Below are 17,501 nucleotides of genomic sequence, written 5' to 3'. Positions count from 1 at the left end.
CTCTTACGCGACGAACTCAAGAGACTGTGGTTCCAGCGCAGCCCCGAGCGGACGTACCAGGCGTGGCGGCAATGGGTGCAGCAAGCGCACGAGAGTGGAATCCAGGCCCTGCAGCGCTTCGCACGCCTGCTGGAGCCCTACCTACCCGGCATCGTCTCGCGCTGCCGCCACCGGCTGAACACCAGCGTCGTCGAGGGCATTAACAACACGATCAAGGTCATCAAGCGTCGGGCCTATGGCTACCGCGACCAGGAATACTTCTTCCTCAAAATCCGCGCAGCCTTCCCCGGTAATGCTCGATGAACCTTTTTTGTTTCACCGCGAAGTCCACGAAGGAGGTCAAGGGCGTTTGCACCACAGAGGGCACAGAGGACGCGGAGAAACCCAAGACAAGTTACGGCGCTATACCCTGCCATCCCGGCTGTAGCGCAGCGAAGAGCCGGGATCTCCAAGACCTGCCACCGACGCCGTGTAAGCCGCAACGAGATCCCGGATAACCGCTTCGGGATTTCCGGGATGACGCCATGCGTCTATTGGTGTCGGGTTGGCGAGTAGGATGTGATGAGCGCAGCGAATCGCATCGTGGCGCAGCTCGGGGCTTCCCGGTTCCCGGATTGATGCGTTCCGCTGCGCTCAACCGCATCCCGCCTTTTTCGACGGTTTTCTCCGTGTCCTCTGTGCGCTCTGTGGTGCAACAAACCGGCGTTTCCTAACCCAGGACTTCGAGCTTGGCGAAGCTCAGCACCAGCCACTTGGAGCCGGCGTGGGCAAAGTTCACCTGGACCCGGGCCGAGTTGCCGGAACCCTCGAACTGGGTGATCAGCCCCTCGCCGAACTTCGCGTGGTGTACCCGTGCGCCGATCGCCAGGCCCGCCGCGGAGGCCTCGGCGGCCTGTGCATCCATGGCCCCGAAGCCCGCCGTCTTGTGCCGGGCCGCGGCAAAGCGCCCCGCCCCATAGGGCGAGGCCTGCGGGCGCAGTACTTCCAGCGCGCCCTCGGGGATCTCGTTGATGAAACGCGAGGCGACGTTGTAGGACTCGCGTCCATACAGCCGCCGCGTCTCGGCATGGATCAGGTACAGCTCCTGTTCGGCGCGGGTCATGCCGACATAGGCCAGGCGGCGCTCCTCTTCCAGCCGCCCCGGCTCCTCCAGCGAGCGGGCGTTGGGGAACAGCCCCTCTTCCATGCCGGTCAGGAACACCAGCGGAAACTCCAGGCCCTTGGCCGAGTGCAGGGTCATCATCTGCACCGCGTCCTCGTGCGGGTCGGCCGCACCCTCGCCGGCCTCCAGCGCGGCGTGGGCGAGGAATTCGGTCAGGCGATTGCCCTCGCCTTCCTCGCTCTCGGCGGTGCTGCTCATGTCGAAGGCGCGCGCGGCCCCCACCAGCTCGTCCAGGTTTTCCAGCCGAGCCTCGCCACGCTCGCCCTTTTCCTTCTTGTAGTGCTCGCGCAGTTGCGCGCGCTCGATCGCCTGTTCCACCTGGTCGGCCAGCGGCTGGCGCGGGAGCTCCTGCTGCAGGGTGCGGACCAGCTGCACGAACCCGGCGACCGCGGTGCGCGCGCGTCCGGGCAGGGCGTCGGCGTCCACCGCCTGCGTGGCGGCCTGCAGCAGGCTGGTGTCCGCCGCCTGGGCGGCCTGGCGCAGGCCCTCCAGGGTCTTCTCGCCGATCCCGCGCGGGGGCTGGTTGACCACCCGCAGGAAGGCGGCATCGTCATCGCCGTTGCCGGCCAGGCGCAGGTAGGCCAGGGCATCGCGAATCTCCTGGCGCTCGAAGAAGCGCAGGCCGCCGTAGACCCGGTAGGGCATGCGCCGGCCGATGAAGGTCTCTTCCAGCACGCGTGACTGGGCATTGGAGCGATACAGCACCGCGCACTCGCGGTACAGCCCGCCCTGGTCCACGTGGCGGGCGATGGTCTCGGCGATGAAGCGCGCCTCTTCCTGCTCGTTCAGCGCGGTGTACAGGCGGACCGGTGCGCCTTCGTGGCCCTCGGTCCACAGCTCTTTGCCCAGACGGCCCGAGTTGTGCCGGATCAGGGCGTTGGCTGCGTTCAGGATGTTGGCGCTAGAGCGGTAGTTCTGTTCCAGGCGCACGACCTGGGTGCCCGGGTAGTCCTTCTGGAAGTGCTGGATGTTCTCGATCTTCGCGCCGCGCCAGCCGTAGATCGACTGGTCGTCGTCGCCCACGGCGAATACCGGGCTGTCCCCGGCGAGCAGGCGCAGCCAGCCGTACTGGATGTCGTTGGTGTCCTGGAACTCGTCGACCAGCACGTGGCGAAAGCGCGTGCGGTAGTGCTCCAGCAGGGCCTTGTTGTCGCGCAGCAGTTCCAGCGAGCGCAGCATCAGCTCGGCGAAGTCCACCACACCGGCGCGCTCGCAGGCCTGCTGGTAGGTGGTGTAGACGCGTACCCACTGGCGGGCGACCGGGTCGCCGGTATCCGGCAGGTGTTCTGGACGCGAGCCCTCGTCCTTGCGTGCGTTGATGTACCAATGTGCCTGCTTGGGCGGCCAGCGCGACTCGTCCAGCTCCAGGGCACGCAGCACGCGCTTGACCATGCGCAGCTGGTCATCGGAGTCGAGGATCTGGAAGGCCTGCGGCAGCTTCGCCTCCTGCCAGTGCTGGCGCAGCAGGCGGTGGGCGAGGCCATGGAAGGTCCCGACCCACAGCCCGGTGGCCGGGTGCCCCAGCAACGACTCGATGCGCCCGCGCATCTCGGCCGCCGCCTTGTTGGTAAAGGTGACCGCCAGCAGGCTGTGCGGGGCCACGCCCTCGACGCCAATCAGCCAGGCGATGCGGTGCACCAGCACGCGGGTCTTGCCGGAGCCGGCGCCGGCCAGGACCAGCACCGGATGCGGCGGGGCGGCCACGGCCTCGCGCTGGGCCGGGTTCAGGGAATCGAGCAGGGGGGAGACATCCATGCGCGAATGGTAGGGAAACCCGGCCGGAATCGCACGTTCCGCATGCGGGCCGTGTGCCTTCGCCCGCGCAAACGCGCTACCCTCGGAGGCAGCCTTCAAGAAGACGCTGATTCACCGACTCCGCGCGGGAACCTCTCGCGCCGATCAGGTCCCAAAGGCCGACGCATCAGGAATGGGAAGAGACCGCGAATGAACGAGATGCCATCCCGGCACCGGCTGGACAGCCCCGTATCCGGGCAGGAACTGCACCCGGATAACCTCGCTTTCGCCGAGGATCTGCTGGAGCGCTACCAGGACGACCCCGATTCCGTCCCGCCGGCCTGGGCCGATTACTTCCGCTCGCTGGAAGGGGCGCCGCGCCCGGAACGCCGCCGGCGCTCCACCGATCGGCCGGATCTGGCCCATGAACAGCTGCAGATCCGCGTGCTGCAGTTCATCAATGCCTACCGCTACCTCGGTCACTTTGGCGCCCGTCTGGATCCTCTGGAGCGCGAACCGCCGGAGCCACCGCGCGAGCTGAGCCGCGAGCATCACGGCCTGGACCAGGTCGGCCCCGATGTCACCTTTGATCCGGGCTCGCTGTTCATCGACGGGCGGGTCTCGCTGGATACGATCGAGCGGGTGCTGAAGGAGACCTACTGCGCCGGTATCGGCGCGGAATACATGCATCTGATGGCCACCGACGAGAAGCGCTGGCTGCAGGAGCGTCTGGAATCGGCCCATGGCCACTTCGGTTTCGATGACGACACCCGCCTGGCGATCCTCGAGCGCCTGACCGCGGCCGAGGGTCTGGAGCGCTACCTGCACCGGCGCTATGTCGGTCAGAAGCGCTTCTCGCTGGAAGGCGCGGAGAGCCTGATCCCGCTGCTGAATGCCCTGATCCAGCGGGGCGGCGCGCGCGGGCTGCAGGAGTTCGTGGTCGGCATGGCACACCGCGGACGCCTCAACGTGCTGGTCAACCTGTTCGGCAAGTCCCCGGAGGAGCTGGCCAACGAGTTCGAGGGGCGTCCGCGCGACGACCGTGGCACCGGCGACGTGAAATACCACATGGGTTTCTCCTCGGACCTGGATACCCCGGGTGGTCGGGTGCATCTGGCGCTGGCCTTCAATCCCTCGCACCTGGAGATCGTCACCCCGGTGGTGGAGGGTTCGGTGCGGGCACGCCAGGTGCGCGTCGGCGACCGCAAGGGCAACCGGGTGATGCCGGTGGTGATCCATGGCGATGCCGCCTTTGCCGGGCAGGGCGTGGTCATGGAGACCCTGAACATGTCCCAGACCCGGGGCTTCTCCACCAAGGGCACCGTGCATGTGGTGGTGAACAACCAGATCGGTTTTACGACTTCGACCCTGAAGGACGCCCGTTCGACGCATTACGCCACGGATGTCGCCAAGATGGTGAATGCGCCCATCCTGCATGTGAATGGCGATGATCCCGAGGCCGTGGTGTTCATCACCCAGATCGCGCTGGACTACCGCATGCGCTTCGGCAAGGACGTGGTCATCGATCTCGTCTGCTACCGCCGCCAGGGTCACAACGAGGCCGACGAGCCGGCCGCGACGCAGCCGCATATGTATCGTCGTATCCGCGACCTGCCGACCACCCGCGAGCGTTACGCCAGACGCCTGATCCGCGAGGGCCTGACGACCGAAGATGCACAGGAGCAAGCGCTGGAGGACTATCGCGGCCGACTGGATGCCGGCCAGCCGGTGGCGCTGTCGTTGCTGCGCGAGCGCAACAGCCATGCCGGATCCTCGACCAACTGGGGTCCCTATCTGAACCAGACCTGGGACCAGGATGTGGACACCGGCGCCCCCGCCGACCGTCTGGCGCGCACCCTCGAGCAGCTTTCCACCCCGCCGGAGGGTTTCCGGCTGAACGACCGCGTGCAGAAGATCCTGGATGCCCGCGTGGCCATGGCGCGCGGCGAGCAGCCGTTGGACTGGGGTGCGGCCGAGACCCTGGCCTACGGCGCGTTGATCCAGGACGGCTACCGCATTCGCCTGTCCGGGCAGGACTCCAGCCGGGGTACCTTCTTCCACCGCCATGCGGTCCTGCACGACCAGGAGACCGGCAAGGCCATCGTCCCGCTGCGGCGCCTGGATCCGGACCACCCGCGGTTCCTGGTGATCGATTCGCTGTTGTCCGAGGAGGGCGTGCTCGCCTTCGAATACGGCTACGCGACCGCCGCGCCCGAGGCTCTGGTGGTCTGGGAGGCGCAGTTCGGCGACTTCGTGAACGGCGCCCAAGTGGTGATCGACCAGTTCATCTCCTCCGGCGAGCAGAAGTGGGGGCGCCTGTCCGGCCTGACCCTGTTGCTGCCCCACGGCTACGAGGGGCAGGGGCCGGAGCACTCCTCGGCCCGCCCGGAGCGCTTCCTGCAACTGGCGGCGCAGGAGAACATGCAGGTCTGCGTGCCTACTACGCCGGCGCAGATGTTTCACCTGCTGCGCCGGCAGATGCTGCGGCCCTATCGCAAGCCACTGATCGTGATGACCCCGAAGAGCCTTTTGCGCCACAAGGACGCGGTCTCCGACCTCGATGCGCTGGCGACGGGCCAGTACCAGACGGTCATCGACGACGCCCGCATCGAGGATCCCGGCAAGGTGAAGCGCGTGCTGATGACCAGTGGGCGCATCTTCTACGATCTGGCTGCGCGCCAGGCCGAGGGCGAGCACGCGGATACGGCGATCCTGCGCCTGGAGCAGTGTTACCCCTTCCCCGAGGCGCGCCTGACCGAATTGCTGGGGCGTTATCCGGAGGCGGATGAATTCGTCTGGGTCCAGGATGAACCGGAGAACCAGGGTTACCTGGAGTTTGTCGCACCGCGTATCAACCCGCTGCTGGCGGTGCGTGGCCAGACCCTGCACGCCGTCGCGAGACCCCCGGCCGCCGCGCCCGCTGTCGGTTACCCCGAGGTGCACAAGGCGCAGCTGAAAGATCTGCTCGAGCGCGCCTTCGGGCCGATCAGTTCGCGTGACACGCCGCACCCGACGCCCTGAACATTCGATACAGACGCACAGAACAAGGAAGCGAGATGGCATCCGATCGCACCCCGATCCAGGTCCCGGAACTCCCCGAGTCGGTCGCCGATGCGACCGTGATCGCCCTGCACAAAAAGGCCGGTGACGCCGTCAAGCGTGACGAGCTGATCGCCGAACTGGAGACCGACAAGGTGGTCCTCGAGGTGTCGGCCCCCAGTGCGGGCACCCTGGTCGAGCTCTCCGCCAACGAGGGCGATGTGGTCAAGGCCGACGCGATCCTGGGTTATCTGGGGCCCGCCGAAGCCGCGCCGGAGGACCCGGACGAAGAGGCCGAGGATGAGGCAGCGCCTTCCAGGGCATCGACAGCCACGGAGGGCGGCAAGCCGGCGTCCGTGGCCACGGGGGATCGGGAAGAGAAACCGGCCGCTGCCTCCTCACCCGAGCCCGCGCCGTCCGGGGCCGGGAACGGAGCGGCCGGTAGCCCGCCGCCGCCCACGCCGGCCGTGCGGCGCCTGCTGCAGGAAGCCGGCCTGCGTCCGGAGGATGTCGAGGGCAGCGGCGACGACGGGCGCATCCAGCGTGCCGACGTGGAGCGGGCGCGCAGTGATCGCAGCGCGCCCGCGGCTTCTTCGGAGCCATCGGGTTCCGTCGGGGCGGCGCGACCCCAGGCGCATCCGGCCGACCCCGGAGACCGCGCCGAGCGCATCGAGCGTGTGCCGATGACCCGCCTGCGGGCGCGCATCGCGGAACGGCTGCTGGAAGCGAAGCAGACCACCGCGATGCTGACCACCTTCAACGAGATCGACATGTCCGCGGCGATGGCCCTGCGCAGCCGCTACAAGGAGCCCTTCGAGAAGCGCCATTCCATCAAGCTCGGCTTCATGGGCCTGTTCGTGGCCGCGGCCAGCCGCGCGCTCGAGCGCTTCCCGGTCGTCAATGCCGCACTGGATGGCGAAGAGATCGTCTATCACCACTACAGCGACATCGGCATCGCAGTCTCCTCCTCGCGCGGACTGGTGGTGCCGGTGCTGCGCGATACCGGCAACGCCCCCATTGCCGAGATCGAGCGGCGCATCCGCGACTACGCGGAACGCGCGCGTGATGGCAAGCTGGATATCGACGAGCTGCGCGGTGGCACGTTCACCATCACCAACGGGGGCGTGTTCGGTTCGTTGTTCTCCACGCCGATCCTGAATCCGCCACAGAGCGCGATCCTCGGCATGCACGCGATCAAGGAACGCCCGGTCGCGGTGGACGGCGAGGTCGTCGTCCGGCCGATGATGTACGTCGCCCTGTCCTACGACCACCGCCTGGTCGATGGTGCCGAGGCGGTGCAGTTCCTGGTCGCCATCAAGGAAGCCATCGAGGACCCGGCGCGGTTGCTGCTCGACGTCTGACCCTGCTGAGCCCCTGCAGGGGCTAATGGCAACAAAGGGGGTGAAGAAGGCCGCCCTCAGTCGAACGGCGCGATCAGCCCGCGCACCACGTCATAGTCGGCGTCGCTGACCGGGGCAAACCCGTCGTAGTTTTCGTCCAGGGCGCGCATTGCCGGTCCCGAGGCGGGGTCGTCCGGGCTGGCGGTCAGCAGCGCGGCGCGGATGCGATCCTGCAGTGCCGGGTCGAGGCCCGCGCGGGCCGCGATCACATACGGTGGCAATGCGGGCGAGGCGTGCAGGATGCGGATGCCGTTGCCTTCCCAGCGATAGGCCGCGGTGTCCTTGAGGATGCCGGCGTCGAAATCGCCGCTGATTACGCCGCGCACGATGTTGTCGTAGTGTCCGAGGAAGTGATAAGCGCCGAGGTCGGCCAACTCAATCCCCGAATCCACTACGGCAGCACGCTGCAATAGCGCGGCCTCGTCACCAAAGGCGAAACGCTTGCCGGCCAGTTCCTCCGGCGATTGCAATGGACTGTCCTCCGCGACCACGATCATCAGGCGGAAGCTGTCCTCGCCCTTGGTGATGGTGCGCGCCAGCGGTTCGACTCCGCCGCGCTGGTTTGCGCGGATATACGCCACCGGCGTCAGGTAGGCGATGTCGGAGCGCCCTTCGACGATCTCGCGGATCGCGTCCGGCATGCTGGAGGACAGGCGCAGGTTCACGTCCCGTTCGAGGGTGCCGGCCAGGTATTCGGTGAACGGCTCCAGCCGGCTCAGCATCTGCGCGGGAATATCCATCGCGACCGAGCCGAAAACCAGTTCATCGTCTGCGGTTGCCTGCGCCGTCAGTGGCAGGAGTAGCCCGAGCACCCCTCCCAGTAAGCATCGGGTCGTCCGGTTGTTCATGTCTCGTCTCCCTGGAAATTCACTGAGAGCGGGTCTTCGCTGATCAGCGTGGTGTAGTTGGTAACGCGGTTGCGGCCGCGGCGCTTGCTGGCATACATGGCCTGGTCCGCGGCCCGGCAGAGCCCCTTGGACGAGGTGACGCCCTCTTCCAGCGAGAGCGAGGCGAGTCCGATACTGACGGTTACGTGCAGTTGCTGGCGGCCATCCTCGGTGGGGACTCCCATCGCGGCGACCGTCTGGCGCAACTTCTCGGCCGTCTTGAGGGCCCCCGGGGCGTCGCAGCGGCGGAGAAAAACGGCGAACTCCTCGCCTCCCATGCGGCAGGTGGTATCGGTATCGCGGCAATGCTCGCGCAGTAGCCCAGCGAAGGCCTTGAGGATGCGGTCGCCGGTGTCGTGGCCCCAGGTATCGTTGATCGCCTTGAAGTTGTCCAGGTCGAGAATGAGCAGGCTGGCGGGGTCGCCGTGGCGTCGGAACAACGCGATATCCTGCTCCATCGCCTCCTGGAAGGCGCGACGGTTGCCGAGACCGGTCAGTGGATCGGTGCGCGTCAGCACTTCCAGCTCGGCATTGGAGGATTCCAGCTGCTTTTGTTGCTGGATCAGGCGTTCGTAAGCCTCGCGCAGCTCGCGGTCGGCGGACTCCACGCGGCCGCGCAGTTGCTCGTTGGCGGTATTGAGCTGGGCCCGCATTTGGTTGAAGCGTGCGGCCAGGTCGCCGATCTCGTCGTTGGAATGCACGTCGATATCGCGCAGGATCACGCCGTTTTGGTCGACGTTCGACTCCAGGGCGCGCGAAACGCGCGTCAGCGGTGCAATGATGATCCACGACAGCGCGACGAACTCGCCCAGTGCGATCAGGGCGATCACCGCGACCTCGCGGCGGATCAGGGAGGTCTTCTGCTGCTCCAATTGGGCGAGGATCGGCTCGATGCTCAGTTCCATCTCCAGGTGCCCGACCTCGCGCCCATCCAGCTCGATGGGCCGCTGGAACTCGACGCGTTCGAGGTTCGCCCGGTCGGGGTGCTGTACCTCGGCCATGGTATTGCCGCGATCACTCAGCACCCGGGCGTGGACCACGCCCCCGGCCTCGACCACCTGGTCCAGCAGCAGCTGGATGGTGTGGTAGTCGTAGCCCACCACGCTGTAGGCGATCGACCGGGCGAGGTAGTCCGCGGTCTCGGCCCCGCGTCGGTCGGTCTCGCTAAGTACGTTTTGTTCGACATCGCGCATGACCAGATAGCCGCTGATCGACAGCGCGGTCAGCAGAACGGTCAGCAGGACCAGCACCACCTTCTGGCGAATCCCGAGTCGGAAAAGGCGGCGCCTGCGGGGCATGCAGTACTCTGGTCGGTGAATGGCCGGGTTCAGGCCGGCGTCCGTGCCGGGGATATTCCACAGCTTAAAAAGGTACGGGAGAGGGAGCAAACAGGAATTGGTAATACACGCGCGCGAGGGCGGTCAGCGGTCGGAATGGCCCACTGGACGGGGTGGGGTTCAGGCATTCCTGTCGTTGGCCCGGCGCCGGGGGCCGGGACGCAGGCTGAACAGCAGTATGCCGGCGCCGAACAGGGCGAGCGGCCAGACCGGCCAGGCGAGCCCCTGCCAGGCGGTGACCTCCAGCTGCGTGGCCAGCCCCGCAAGGGCCAGCAGGGCCACGCCCGCCCAGCCCTCGTTGCGGCGGCGGGACTGGCGCCTCAGCCCGTTTTCCAGCTCGAGGATCTGGCGGCGTAGCGCGGCGTCGCGCTCGGCCCGCTGTTCCTCCACGGTCAGGGCCTTCTCCAGGTGTATCGGCAGTTCCGGCAGGTGCGCCAGCAGGCGCGGCAAGTGTTGCTGCGCGTTGCGGATAAAGGCGCGCACGCCCATGCGCTCGTGCATCCATTTTTCGATGAACGGCTTGGCGGTGGTCCACAGGTCCAGCTGGGGGTAGAGCTGGCGGCCCAGACCCTCGATGTTCAGCAGGGTCTTCTGCAGCAGCACGAGCTGCGGCTGGACCTCCATGTTGAACCGCCGCGCGGTCTGGAACAGGCGTAGCAGGACCTGGCCGAAGGAGATCTCGTCCAGCGGACGCTGGAAGATGGGCTCGCAGACGGTGCGGATTGCGGCCTCGAACTCGTCGACGCGGGTGTCCTTCGGCACCCAGCCGGATTCCACGTGCAGTTCGGCCACGCGGCGGTAGTCGCGGTTGAAGAAGGCGTGGAAGTTCTCGGCCAGATAGCGCTGGTCGGAGTCCAGTAGCGAGCCGACGATGCCGAAGTCGACTGCAAGGTAGGTCGGGTCATCCGGGTGGGTGGCATCGACGAAGATGTTGCCCGGGTGCATGTCGGCGTGGAAGAAGTTGTGCTGGAACACCTGGGTGAAGAAGATCTCCACCCCACGCTCGGCTAGCAGCTTCAGGTCGACGTTGCGTTCGCGCAGGGCGGCGATGTCGGCCACCGGGAGGCCGCCGATGCGCTCCATCACCAGGACGCTGCGGCGGGTGTAGTCCCAGATGATCTCCGGGATGTACAGCAGGTGGCTGTCCTCGAAGTTGCGGTGGATCGCGGCGGCATTGGCGCCCTCGCGGATCAGGTCCAGCTCGTCGGTGACGGTCTTTTCGTATTCGTCCACGACCTCGCGCGGGCGCAGGCGCTTGGCCTCCGACCAGTAGCGATCTGCCAGGTCGGCGATCAGGTGCATCACCTCGAGATCCGCGCGGATGGTCTTGAGGATGCCGGGGCGGACCACCTTCACCACCACCTCGCGCCCGTCCTGCAGCGTGGCCGCATGCACCTGGGCGATGGAGGCCGAAGCGATGGGCGTGTCCTCGAAGGCAGCGAAGGCGATCTCGATCGGGCGCTCCAGTTCGGCCTCGATCACGGCGCGCGCCTGGTCACTGGGGAACGGCGGCACCCGGTCCTGCAGGCGCGCAAGCTCGATCGCGATGTCGTCCGGGAGCAGGTCGCGCCGAGTGGAGAGCATCTGTCCAAACTTGATGAAGATCGGGCCCAGATCCTCCAGCGCCTTGCGAATGCGCTCGCCGCGGGTGCCTTCGGTGCGACGGAACCAGTTCCAGGGCGCGAGATAGAGCAGGAAGCTGAGCGGGCGCAGCGGCTTCAGCGTGAACAGGATGACGTCCAGGCGATAGCGCACCAGGACCCGCGCAATGGTCCACAGCCGCAGGCCTCGGTACAGCGCGCGGCGCATCAGGCCTGCCGGTCGTCAGGTGCGGAGGCCGGTGCCTCCAGACGACGCAGCCGCGCATCCAGCCGGGCGACGTCGTCGCGCAGCGTGGTGACGTCTTCGGCGAAGGCCTCGAACGCGCCGCCGGCCGGTAGCCATTCGAGCTCGTCGCGCAGGTAGTCGGCCGTGTCCTCGGCGGAGCGCCGGCCCAAGTGCCGCAGGCTGTCGCGCGCCTGGTCCAGCAGGTGGCGCAGCGGCCCGGCCGCTCCGGCGCCGGCAAAGCGTTCGAACAGATCTTCCCAGTTGATGCCGGCATCGCGCAGTGCATGTTGCAGGTCGGAGAGCACGGTCGCATCCCCGGTAATGCTCAACCCGGAGCGGTCGTCGCGTGCCATCGCTGCGGCCAGCGATAGCGGCGAGCCCTTCAGCTGCACGTCCACTGGCTCCTCGACGCCGCCTGTAACCTGCAATCGGTCCGCGGCCCCGACCAGCGACAGCGCGAGCCTCGGCGGCTCGATCACGATGGCGATCGCACGCCCGGCCAGCCGCGCCCGGTCCTTCTCCGGGGCGCTGGCCAGGTGTTCGTTCAGCGTGGCCTCGATCAGGGCCGCGAACGGACTGGGCAGGGCGAAGGGTTCGGCCATGAGAGCGCTAGAGCTTGGTGCCGCGGTGCAGGGCGACGATGCCGCCGGTCAGGTTGTCGTATTCGACCCGCTCCAGTCCGGCGTCGCGCATCATGCCGGCCAGGGTCTCCTGGTCCGGGTGCATGCGGATGGATTCGGCCAGATAGCGGTAGCTGTCGGCGTCGTTCGCGACCAGCTTGCCCATCAGCGGCAACACCTTGAAGGAGTAGACGTCGTACATCGGGCGCAGCGGCGCCATCGGCTGCGAGAACTCCAGCACCAGCACGCGCCCGCCCGGCTTGATCACCCGGCGCATCTCGGCCAGCGCGCGCTCCTTGCGGGTCACGTTGCGCAGGCCGAAGGCGATGGTCACGCGGTCGAAGTAGTCGTCCGGATAGGGGAGCTGTTCGGCGTCCGCCTGCACGAAGTCGAGGTTGCCCACATGGCCCTCGTCCAGCATGCGGTCGCGCCCGGCCTCCAGCATCGAGGCATTGATGTCGCAGACCACGATTTGCCCCTTCGGTCCGACGCGTGGGGCAAAGGCCCCGGCCAGGTCCCCGGTGCCGCCGGCCAGGTCCAGGATCTTCATGCCTGGGCGCACGCCCGTGCGCTCCAGGGTGTAGCGCTTCCAGATGCGATGGACGCCCATGGACATCAGGTCGTTCATCACGTCGTAGCGCGACGCGACCGAATGGAACACCTCGCCGACCCGCGAGGCCTTCTCGGACTCGGGGACGCTCTGGTAGCCGAAGTGGGTCTTGCCGGATTCTTCTTTCATCAAAGTGCCGTTGTCAGTGCGTCTTGCGCTCGTGTCCGGCCTCTTTCAGCCGATCCAAGTAATCCTGCCACAGTCGCTCCTGGTTCGTTCCGAGCTCGTGCAGGTAGTCCCAGTCATAAATGCCGGTGTCGTGCCCGTCGGAGAACACGAGCTTCACCGCATAATTTCCGACCGGCTCGATCCCGGTGATGTTCACGTCTTCCTTGCCGACCTGCAGCACCTCCTGGCCCTTGCCGTGCCCGCGCACCTCGGCCGAGGGCGAATACACGCGCAGGAACTCGCAGGGCAACTCGAAATGCGAGCCGTCCGAATACGCCAGCTCCAGGATGCGCGACTTCTGATGCAGCTGGATATCGGTGGGTCGGTGGGTACTGCTCATGCGGCCTCCAGAATCCACGGTCCGGGCGCCGCCCGAACCAAATCAGCGGACCGCCAAACGGCGGCCATCAATGGACTGCGAGGATACCAGCCCTGCGGGCCAGCGTGGCATCTCCCCGCGCACCGCAGGTCTGCCGGCCTTGACACCCTTCGGACCTCGCGCCAGAGTCGGCAACCTTAATCATGGAAAGGGAATGTCCATGACCTCGCCACGGACTGGCGCATTCGCCGTACAGGCACACCCCGATCTTTCAGCCGCCATGACCTTTCGTGCTCCCACGCTCGCGCGGGTCGCATTCGGGCGGGCGTTCGATTGTCGCCGCGGAGGTTTTTCCCATCCCCCCTCGCGTTTCCAGTTGGGCATATCACGAACCGCGAGAGGCGCTCCATGCTCTGGTTGATCGCCTATGTGATCGCACTGATCGCGGCGGCTGGCATCCTGTCCGAGCGATCGCGTGCGCCCGTTCGGGCCAGGGTCCTGTTCGCCCTTGCCGTTCTCGCGGTGCCATTCGTGCTGCAGACCTTCGGCTGGATGCTCCTGGGCGATGAACCCCATGATCTGATCGCGGCCCAGCTCGGGCTTCTGTCATACGTCATCGGCCCCATTCTGGTGGCCTGGTACTTCCTGTATCGCTATCCGCTGCCGGCATCCGCACGGCATGCCCCGAAACTGAAGAGCTTTCGTCTGGCGATTGGCGCCTGGCATCGCCATATCCTCATTCTTGGCTTCATGGCGTTTGTCGTGGTCGGGATGGGCGCCACATACAACCCGCTCACGCAGTGGGCGTACGACCGCGTTGGGCAGCACAACCTCGAAAACGAGGTCGTCCGGGCCAAGCTGGCGGACCAGCACTTCGATATCCCGATGCGATATTTCGTGATTGATGCGTACGTGCCGCGTGGATACTGGCCGAGAGCCAAGAATCGCCGGGTGGATGTCGGCGCCCTGAGCATCTACGTCCTGTTGCCGGATCTGCGACCCTTCTATCCCGAAGAGGAACATCTCTGGAATCTGGAGGGTGGCGGCCGCGGGGACCGGGTTCGTGTGACGATCTGGGAGGATGATTTTTCCAAATCCAACGTAAAAACCTTACGAGCGCGGGCCGCCGAATCAGGGGAGCCCCTCGCCCCGGAAACGGCAAAGACGTATGGCGTTGATCGGCACAATGAGGATGTGGAAGCTTTGTTGTACGCTCGCAGACTCCGTCTGTTTCCTCGCGATGAATCCGAAGCGTGGTTTATCACCTGCGCGAGTCCGAAGGACGTCCCTTCCCCCAGTTGCCGGATGAAGACCGCATTCCGTCCCGGCATCGCGCTGGAAAAGACCTTCGGCCTTGAATACCTCCCCGATTGGCGCCGCATCGCGACCAAGAGCGAGCGGCTGGTGGATTCTCTGGCGGTCGAAGGGGCCAACCCATGATGACCCTCAGGCGCTTTTGCGCCCTCGATGTCGAATGGTTCGCGCTCGGGTTTATTCAGTGGCCCAGCCGAAAGTCGGCCCCACGGAAACGAGGGCGGAGGTCATGAGCGTCGCCGGCCTGATGGGATCAGTGCTCATTGCCCTGATTCCCATGGCGGTTGCCATTGTTGCGGCCATTGGGGTGCTGATTGCCGTCCGTCGTGCGTCGGCTGCTGTCAGGATCGGCTATGCCCTGCTCATACTGGCCCTGCCGGTGGCCGTGATGCTGGGATTCATACTTCTTCTGGAAGAGTATGGGCGTGAGATATCCACGGGACTGCCGGTGGCCCTGTTCGCGTTGATTGGCATTCCGCTGATGGCCGTCTGGTGGTTTCGGCGGCGCCACCCAGTGCGGTTGGAGACGGGCGCGCCCGTCGCCCCCACGGTGCGCAGCTTCCGCCTTACGTTTCGCTACTGGAGGCTGGAGCTGGCCCTCGTAGCCCTGGTGGTGCTGGTCGTCTTCACGGAGAACCCGGTCTCGCACAAGATCAACGACTATGCGGGCAGGATTTATCTGAATATCGCAACGGCGCACTTCGACTTGTCAGGCCACAAGTTCGATGTGCCGGTGCGGTTTTTCTACTCGGTCTATGAAGAGCTGGGCCACTGGCCGTACCCCAGAGAGGGGCGGCATGAACCGGCGACCCTCCAGTTGAGCGTCCTCCTGCCGGATCTGCGGCCTTATCACCACGAAGACCGTGATCGCTGGACTCGGGATGACGACGCACTCGGAGACCGGGTGGAAATCGCGCTTTTGAATGATCCGCCGTTGTCGTTTGTTGGCGCGATGGCGCGGCTCGCAAGGGAGAACCCTCAGGACGTCCGGGCATCCGATGATGACCTCGCCGTGTTCGACATCGATCCCCAGGAAGTGAGCCTAAAGGCCCTGGGCCAGCCGCCGTTTTTCATCCCTGAAGACGCATCAAAGAACCTCGTAATCCATTGTGCCCCGCCAGGCGATCAGCCCGCTTCTGAATGCATGGCCATGACCGTCTTTCGCGATGATCTCGCATTGACCTATCGCTTCGCCCCCGAGCACCTTCCGGACTGGCAGCGAATGGATCGCGAGGTTCGACAGCTCCTGGACTCCCTTTCGGTCGAGCTCGACGCGCCATGAGGCCTTCCGCGCGTCTTTCCATCCCCCATGAGTGGCGGTCCCGTTTCACTCTCTATCCGATCTTCGTGATCCGGACGCAGAACCGGGGCAGGGGCGCATGAGCGGCGCCGGCCGGCTGACCCTGATCGTGGTCGTCCTGGTGGCGATCTGGCTAGCGGGTTCCGCCCTGTGGTCGGGCCTCGCACGGCCCTGGCTCGCCGGGGTGGGGGTGTTCGACACCCTGCACGAGATCTATGGCGAGCCGCCGAGGCTCGAGATCCAGGAGTTTTCGCCCCCGATTCGCAAGGCCAACATCAATGGAGTGCCGATTGCGATCCCGTCCAACTATCTCGCGCTGGTCGGCATCGAATACAAGGACCAGAGCACCTGGGCGCCACGGGATCCGGATACGCCAAAGCCTGATGAGCGCGCTTTCGAGGATGAGGCCCATGCCTTCACGCTCGCGGTTCGATGGCCGGATCTGAAGCCGCGCAGCCCAGAAACGCAGAAAAGCTACTGGAGCAAGGACGATCCCGACGGTGATGTGTGGCTGCGGATTGCCTTGGGTACTTTCAGAGTCCCCGAGACAACAATCGAGCGCGGATGGGCACCAGTGGTGCGAGGCAGGATCGAAAGAATCGAGGGGCGACCCCATACCAGGAGGCTCCCTCCCCGAAATCCAACGGAAATGTGGGGGGGGCAGAAGAGGTGCGAATCCACTACGAAATGCGTGGCACCCATCCGGAGACAGGTCTGAATTGGGCGGAGCCCGTGGGGCCGGGGACCGAGCGCTTCCATACCTGGAACCAAACACTCCACTGGCAAGGCGATCTGGACGGCTACGTCAGCGACATGATCGAGTGCTACAACGGCGAAATGCCGAATCCTGAGAGTCGTCCGGTATGTGTTCATCGATATTATCTGCCTGAATGGGGGGCTTCGATCGCAATTACCTACCCCCTCGAACTGCTTCCACAATGGCGGGACCTGCAAGTCCGCGCACGTGATCTCATCCTGGACTTCGAGGCGACGCTTGGAGAAGTGTCCGGGGAATCCGATAACTCAACTGATCGCCCAGCGCGCGCGCCTGGCCGAGGCGGAAGCCGCGCTGCACGAATTCCGGGAACAACGCGAGGCGTTGGGCGCGGAGAGTCGTCGTGAGGCGCTGGACACCCTGCACCGGGCGCTCGCGGACGCCGAGTCGCTGCGCCAGGACCTGATCAAGGCGCGCCGCCTGGACGAACTGACCCGCCTGCGGGCCCCCGTGGATGGCACGGTCGAGCAACTGGCCGTGCACACGGTGGGCGGTGTCGTGGAGCCGGCCCGTCCGTTGATGGTCGTGGTCCCCGAGGATGGCGCAGTGGAGGTCGAGGCCACCCTGCCCAACAAGGACATCGGCTTTGTCCGGGCTGGCCAGGAGGCCGAGGTCAAGCTGCAGACGTTCCCCTATACCAAGTACGGAACCATCGATGGTGTGGTGACGGTCGTCTCGCAGGATGCGGTGCAGGATGAGCAACAGGGACTTGTCTTCGTGGTGCGTGTCCGCCTGGAGCAGGACACCGTGGATGTCCACGGCGAGGCGGTACGCATCGCGCCGGGCATGATGTAGACGTCGGTGTTTGAGTCGGTCTGCGTACTGACCGGGCACGGTTAATAATCTGTCACCGCGTTGTATGGGCGAGCTGCAAATCGATCAGCGTCCTATTGGGTTAGTCGCGGGGTTGTAGTGTGTGGTGGTCAAGTGATTTCGGACACCGCGTTAGGTGGAGTGGCTGCCGTTGGTTGCTCGTAGACGCTGGGAGGCAGGTAGCCCAGCGTCGAGT

The 17,501-nt window shown here is 65.9% G+C and carries 12 protein-coding genes and 2 pseudogenes; 7 read left to right on the top strand and 7 right to left on the bottom strand.

All coding sequences use genetic code 11. From position 1 onward, the window contains the following. Positions 1-303: transposase (locus F816_RS0113685; protein WP_019594878.1), on the top strand; the 303-nt coding region annotated here is incomplete at its 5' end. Between the two features lie 406 nt (positions 304-709). Here F816_RS0113685 and uvrD read toward each other — a convergent pair. Continuing rightward, a complete protein-coding gene (gene uvrD, locus F816_RS0113680; protein WP_038086016.1) occupies positions 710-2,917 on the bottom strand; it encodes a DNA helicase II in 2,208 nt (735 codons plus the stop codon). 189 nt (positions 2,918-3,106) lie between these two features. Here uvrD and F816_RS0113675 point away from each other — a divergent pair, with 189 nt between their 5' ends. Both F816_RS0113675 and odhB read left to right on the top strand, forming a co-directional pair. Continuing rightward, positions 3,107-5,917 (top strand): 2-oxoglutarate dehydrogenase E1 component, encoded by a 2,811-nt coding sequence (locus F816_RS0113675; RefSeq protein WP_019595190.1) that lies wholly within the window; start codon positions 3,107-3,109, stop codon positions 5,915-5,917. 35 nt (positions 5,918-5,952) lie between these two features. Continuing rightward, positions 5,953-7,296, top strand: a complete 1,344-nt coding sequence (gene odhB / locus F816_RS0113670) for a 2-oxoglutarate dehydrogenase complex dihydrolipoyllysine-residue succinyltransferase (RefSeq protein WP_019595189.1) — start codon at positions 5,953-5,955, stop codon at positions 7,294-7,296. Between the two features lie 56 nt (positions 7,297-7,352). On the opposite strand, the gene F816_RS0113665 is transcribed toward odhB, so the two are convergent. The 6 genes from F816_RS0113665 to F816_RS0113640 form a co-directional block, all read right to left on the bottom strand. Continuing rightward, on the bottom strand, positions 7,353-8,183 hold the full coding sequence (locus F816_RS0113665) for a PhnD/SsuA/transferrin family substrate-binding protein (RefSeq protein ID WP_026333283.1): 831 nt from the start codon (positions 8,181-8,183) through the stop codon (positions 7,353-7,355). Next, the gene (locus F816_RS0113660; protein ID WP_026333282.1) at positions 8,180-9,520 is read right to left on the bottom strand and encodes a diguanylate cyclase; all 1,341 of its coding nucleotides are present in this window, start codon (positions 9,518-9,520) and stop codon (positions 8,180-8,182) included. The genes F816_RS0113665 and F816_RS0113660 overlap by 4 nt, the downstream gene beginning before the upstream one ends. A gap of 159 nt (positions 9,521-9,679) precedes the next feature. Then, positions 9,680-11,368, bottom strand: a complete 1,689-nt coding sequence (gene ubiB, locus F816_RS0113655) for a ubiquinone biosynthesis regulatory protein kinase UbiB (RefSeq protein WP_019595186.1) — start codon at positions 11,366-11,368, stop codon at positions 9,680-9,682. Then, entirely contained in the window at positions 11,368-11,988 is a 621-nt protein-coding gene (locus F816_RS0113650; RefSeq protein ID WP_019595185.1) for an SCP2 domain-containing protein, read from the bottom strand. The genes ubiB and F816_RS0113650 overlap by 1 nt, the downstream gene beginning before the upstream one ends. 7 nt (positions 11,989-11,995) lie before the next feature. Then, a complete protein-coding gene (ubiE, locus tag F816_RS0113645; protein WP_018950920.1) occupies positions 11,996-12,745 on the bottom strand; it encodes a bifunctional demethylmenaquinone methyltransferase/2-methoxy-6-polyprenyl-1,4-benzoquinol methylase UbiE in 750 nt (249 codons plus the stop codon). Positions 12,746-12,758: 13 nt separating this feature from the next. After that, positions 12,759-13,124 carry a gamma-butyrobetaine hydroxylase-like domain-containing protein gene (locus tag F816_RS0113640; protein WP_019567495.1) on the bottom strand — a complete coding sequence of 122 codons (366 nt, stop codon included), beginning with the start codon at positions 13,122-13,124 and terminating at the stop codon, positions 12,759-12,761. 387 nt (positions 13,125-13,511) lie between these two features. Between F816_RS0113640 and F816_RS0113635 the strand changes: the two genes are divergently transcribed. The 4 genes and pseudogenes from F816_RS0113635 to F816_RS14760 all read left to right on the top strand — a co-directional run. Then, entirely contained in the window at positions 13,512-14,543 is a 1,032-nt protein-coding gene (locus tag F816_RS0113635) for a hypothetical protein (protein WP_019595184.1), read from the top strand. 103 nt (positions 14,544-14,646) lie between these two features. Further along, on the top strand, positions 14,647-15,699 hold the full coding sequence (locus F816_RS0113630; RefSeq protein ID WP_026333281.1) for a hypothetical protein: 1,053 nt from the start codon (positions 14,647-14,649) through the stop codon (positions 15,697-15,699). Between the two features lie 97 nt (positions 15,700-15,796). Continuing rightward, positions 15,797-16,707, top strand: a pseudogene (locus F816_RS14175) (hypothetical protein); the annotation flags it as partial. Between the two features lie 34 nt (positions 16,708-16,741). After that, a pseudogene (locus tag F816_RS14760) lies at positions 16,742-17,284 on the top strand (HlyD family efflux transporter periplasmic adaptor subunit); the annotation flags it as partial. Positions 17,285-17,501 lie beyond the last annotated feature (217 nt).

It is taken from the genome of Thioalkalivibrio sp. ALM2T (assembly GCF_000381505.1).
GTDB classification, from domain to species: domain Bacteria; phylum Pseudomonadota; class Gammaproteobacteria; order Ectothiorhodospirales; family Ectothiorhodospiraceae; genus Thioalkalivibrio; species Thioalkalivibrio versutus.
This window is presented reverse-complemented; position numbering and strand designations above follow the sequence as displayed.

What these genes read in the sequence shown, in the direction of transcription:
- uvrD (WP_038086016.1), bottom strand. Translation starts at nt 2,917, where the DNA reads ATGGATGTCTCCCCCCTGCTCGATTCCCTGAACCCGGCCCAGCGCGAG.
- F816_RS0113675 (WP_019595190.1), top strand. Translation starts at nt 3,107, where the DNA reads ATGAACGAGATGCCATCCCGGCACCGGCTGGACAGCCCCGTATCCGGG.
- odhB (WP_019595189.1), top strand. Translation starts at nt 5,953, where the DNA reads ATGGCATCCGATCGCACCCCGATCCAGGTCCCGGAACTCCCCGAGTCG.
- F816_RS0113665 (WP_026333283.1), bottom strand. Translation starts at nt 8,183, where the DNA reads ATGAACAACCGGACGACCCGATGCTTACTGGGAGGGGTGCTCGGGCTA.
- F816_RS0113660 (WP_026333282.1), bottom strand. Translation starts at nt 9,520, where the DNA reads ATGCCCCGCAGGCGCCGCCTTTTCCGACTCGGGATTCGCCAGAAGGTG.
- ubiB (WP_019595186.1), bottom strand. Translation starts at nt 11,368, where the DNA reads ATGCGCCGCGCGCTGTACCGAGGCCTGCGGCTGTGGACCATTGCGCGG.
- F816_RS0113650 (WP_019595185.1), bottom strand. Translation starts at nt 11,988, where the DNA reads ATGGCCGAACCCTTCGCCCTGCCCAGTCCGTTCGCGGCCCTGATCGAG.
- ubiE (WP_018950920.1), bottom strand. Translation starts at nt 12,745, where the DNA reads ATGAAAGAAGAATCCGGCAAGACCCACTTCGGCTACCAGAGCGTCCCC.
- F816_RS0113640 (WP_019567495.1), bottom strand. Translation starts at nt 13,124, where the DNA reads ATGAGCAGTACCCACCGACCCACCGATATCCAGCTGCATCAGAAGTCG.
- F816_RS0113635 (WP_019595184.1), top strand. Translation starts at nt 13,512, where the DNA reads ATGCTCTGGTTGATCGCCTATGTGATCGCACTGATCGCGGCGGCTGGC.
- F816_RS0113630 (WP_026333281.1), top strand. Translation starts at nt 14,647, where the DNA reads ATGAGCGTCGCCGGCCTGATGGGATCAGTGCTCATTGCCCTGATTCCC.